The organism is Gammaproteobacteria bacterium (genome assembly GCA_016765075.1).
Classification (GTDB): domain Bacteria; phylum Pseudomonadota; class Gammaproteobacteria.
The window spans coordinates 1-3,572 of sequence record JAESQP010000101.1 but is presented as its reverse complement, the minus strand read 5'-3'; the positions used below and the strand labels follow the sequence as shown (position 1 = coordinate 3,572).

The 3,572-nt window shown below is 46.7% G+C and carries 4 protein-coding genes; all 4 read right to left on the bottom strand.

Annotated elements, in window-relative coordinates; translation table 11 throughout:
- Positions 1 to 87: 87 nt before the first annotated feature.
- From JKY90_05995 to JKY90_05980, 4 genes are read right to left on the bottom strand one after another with little or no spacing between them, the layout of a single operon-like run.
- Complete coding sequence (locus tag JKY90_05995; protein ID MBL4851815.1) at positions 88 to 705, bottom strand: cytochrome c; 618 nt, start codon at positions 703 to 705, stop codon at positions 88 to 90.
- Positions 706 to 1,230, bottom strand: coding sequence for a DUF3341 domain-containing protein (locus JKY90_05990; protein MBL4851814.1), 525 nt, complete (start codon positions 1,228 to 1,230; stop codon positions 706 to 708).
- Between the two features lies 1 nt (position 1,231).
- Complete coding sequence (gene nrfD, locus JKY90_05985; protein MBL4851813.1) at positions 1,232 to 2,662, bottom strand: polysulfide reductase NrfD; 1,431 nt, start codon at positions 2,660 to 2,662, stop codon at positions 1,232 to 1,234.
- Positions 2,663 to 2,717: 55 nt separating this feature from the next.
- On the bottom strand, positions 2,718 to 3,566 hold the full coding sequence (locus JKY90_05980) for a 4Fe-4S dicluster domain-containing protein (GenBank protein MBL4851812.1): 849 nt from the start codon (positions 3,564 to 3,566) through the stop codon (positions 2,718 to 2,720).
- Between the last annotated feature and the right edge of the window lie 6 nt (positions 3,567 to 3,572).

Sequence of the window (3,572 nt, the reverse complement as noted above, 5' to 3'; positions counted from 1 at the left end):
TAGCGATAAATACAAAACAGCTAAAAAGTTTGTCGTTAAAATCGACCAATTACCAAATGCGAGTTCCATCGAATCACTTGCCCCTAATTAGTTGACTGCTGCAACAGCAGCTGTCGATGCCTGTGCAGTTTCTGTGACGGCTGCAGTTTCTGTGATTGCTGGATCGCTATTTGCGTCGGCAACCAATTGATTGCGAAGATAGTTCACCACGTGCCAACGCTCTTTAACAGAAAGGTCATTTGAGCCCAGCCCTTGCGCATTACCCGTTGGGTCGCCGTAAGCAGGCATAACAAAACCACCATAGGTGATCGTTCCCCAAATCCAACCTTCTGTCATGTCTTTTTGTACGTAATCGCCTATTAGCGGTATTGCAAAAATCTTTGCTGAGACGGGTGAAGACTCATCCGCCTTACCCAGCAATCCGTGGCAAGCACCACAGTAAATCTTAAATAACTGCTTGCCTGTCTTGAGTGATTTATCACTCACAGGAATTGGGTTGACCAAGTCTTTTGCTTCTTCACGTGTTGCAACCTGTGTCAGTTCACCACCATAAGGAATTGAATAAGGCACAGAACGCTTAGGAAACGGGTAGGGCGTACCTTCCTGCGGCTTAATACTCGGTTGATTCATCATGTCTTGTGACCAAGGCCAAGCAAAAACCACCATCGGTGCAGCTAATAATACGAGTACGGCTAAGCGCTTCATTTAGAGTGTCCCCTCGCGTACTTCAAGCACACCGTGCTTAGCAAAGACCTCTTTCAATCCTGCTAGGTTACCCTCATCAAGCGTGATCTCAACACCAACCTGATCAACCGTAATCATCTCACTATAAAGTGGGTTACGTTTACGGAATAGGCGTGCTGTTACCATAAAAGAGACAATCGTAAAAATCACACCAGACAAAATCAACATTTCATAGGTCAAAACAATATTTGAAGGCAGAGGAATGACTGGCTTACCACCTTGTGGCTGCACCAAGAAGTTAGCCTGCGCAGAAGCCAAAAACAAAAAACCAGCGATCATACCGAACAAAGCACCCAATAAGGTGAATTTAGGCACGTGCGATTTTCGGTGCTCTAACACTTCATCAATGTCCGGGTGCTCTATTGGCGACAGCACTTCAACATCATCCAGCGTGACACCCGGCACATTCCCTGCCTTGATGTCATTGATCGCTGCAAAGGCGGCATCGAAATCACCAAACAGACCAAGTATACGTCGCTTATTCATGCTAGCCCCCTCCTACATCAGGTTTCGACGCCGGCACTACGCCCGCTGCCCCACCACCGGCATGCGAACCGTGACCAATACCCAGAGCCTCGCGCTTGCGGTGGTAACACATTTCCTTAACCTCATACATCGAGACACAAGGAAACACTTTAACGAATATCAAAAACAACAATCCGAACCAACCAAAACTACCGAAGACAATAGCCCACTGAATCATACTTGGCCACATGACATCAAAGGCAAAAGGATGGTAACCCAGAGACAAAGTAGGCGTCACAATCATCCAGCGTTCCAACCACATTCCCAGGTTAAGTATGAGCGATACCGCCAACATGGTGGGCAAATGCGTACGCAACTTTTCAAACGCCAGCGTAAATGGCATCACCGAACCAATGAACAACATCATCCAGAAATAGGGTGAATACGGTCCAGTGAACTTGGCAATTAACAGCTCTTTATCTACCGCGTTATGTCCGTACCAAATCGAAGCAAACTCAATCAGGTTTAAATACGTCCACACCATTGCGATAGCAAAGGTCAGCTTGCATGTTTTAACCAGAATCGGAATGGTCATATAATCTTCCAAACGGAAGAAATAACGCAGACAAATAAACAGTGTAATAATCGCCGCACAACCAGAATACAAGGCGCCTGCGACAAAGTAAGGCGGGAAGGTCGTGACGTGCCAACCTGGCATGATCGATACTGCAAAGTCAGACGACACAATAGAATGCACCGACACCGCTAGTGGAATCAAGAAGCACGCCATCAATAGATAGGTACGGCGAAAATTACGCCACTGACGGTCATCACCACGCCAGCCTAACGACAATATGGTATACAACTTACGACGCCAGCCGGTGGTGTTATCACGACAAATGGCCAAATCAGGAATCATCCCGATGAACAAAAATAATGCGGATGAGGTTAAATACGTCGCAATCGCAAACGCATCCCACACCAAGGGTGAACGAAAATTAGGCCAGATACCACGGTCACTGTAGTAAGGCAGCACCCAATACATATTCCACATACGGCCAATGTGGATAATCGGGAATAAACCCGCTGTCATCAAAGAGAAAGTGGTCATGGCTTCGGCAAAGCGATAAATCGGTTTGCGCCAATCAGCATGAATAATATGCAAAATCGCTGACAACAATGTGCCGGAGTGGCTCATGCCAATCCAGAAAATGAAGGTGGCGATATACAGATCCCACATATGCGGCCAGTTGAGGTCGCCTGTGCCCATGCCGACATTGTATTGGTAGATTTCTGCGGCAACGGCGCAAGAGATCATGAAAATACAGACGACAATCGCAACCCAGTAAGCCATGCGCGGATTCATCATGCTGCGCATCACATCTTTGTTGATTTGCACCCACGGTAGGTTTTCGTCGATATCTTTCGTTTGCATGGTGTCTTTCGTTTGCATTCGCTTACTCGCTAATCTTGTGTTGCTCTGTTATCTATTAGAGACACTACAACCATTACACTTCGCGCACACGTTCCAAGAACATGACACATGGATCGGTATTGAGCCCTTCCAAAACTCGATAACCCCGTTTGTCTAGATTCATTTTATTTTGGCTCGCCTTGCCCAGTGCAACTTCGTGTTTTTTCCAGGCCTTGGACACCGCACTGTTTTCATCCATCAAATCACCAAAGACAATTGCTTGAGTAGCACAGCTTTGCTGGCATGCAGTTTTAACGTCGCCGTCTAATACGGCACGGTCTTCACGCGCCGCGTCATCTTTTGCTTTACGAATACGCTGCACACAGAAGGTACATTTCTCCATCACACCCTTATCACGCACTGAAATGTCAGGGTTAAGCTGCATTTGCAGAGGCTCTGGCCATGACTCTTCGTAGTAAGAGAAAAAGTTAAAATAGCGTAAACGGTAGGGACAGTTATTAGAGCAATAGCGTGAACCGATACAACGGTTGTAAACCTGAGCATTCAAGCCATCAGGAGTATGATAGGTCGCCGACACAGGGCACACTGGCTCACAGGTCGCTGCATTACACTGTTGACAATTCATCGGCAAAAAGCTGTCGCCATGAATTTGATATTCACTGACCTTATCTTCACCTAAATCAGGCTCATCCCAATAACGTTCGATACGCAACCAGTGCATACCCTGACCCTTAGCGAACTTCTCTTCGCCAACAACAGCAAGGTTGTTTTCGGCATAACAGGCCACAGAGCAGGCATTGCAACCTGTGCACTTATCAAGATCTATGGCCATACCCCACATGTGCTCATACTCGTGGTAACCGCCTTCTTCGTGACCACGGCGATACTTTGACCAATTTTCTAGGATATTTTCTAACGACATAAATAG

Excerpts from the sequence above, each read along its gene's own strand:
- JKY90_05995 (MBL4851815.1), bottom strand. The coding sequence starts at position 705 with ATGAAGCGCTTAGCCGTACTCGTATTATTAGCTGCACCGATGGTGGTT.
- JKY90_05990 (MBL4851814.1), bottom strand. The coding sequence starts at position 1,230 with ATGAATAAGCGACGTATACTTGGTCTGTTTGGTGATTTCGATGCCGCC.
- nrfD (MBL4851813.1), bottom strand. The coding sequence starts at position 2,662 with ATGCAAACGAAAGACACCATGCAAACGAAAGATATCGACGAAAACCTA.
- JKY90_05980 (MBL4851812.1), bottom strand. The coding sequence starts at position 3,566 with ATGTCGTTAGAAAATATCCTAGAAAATTGGTCAAAGTATCGCCGTGGT.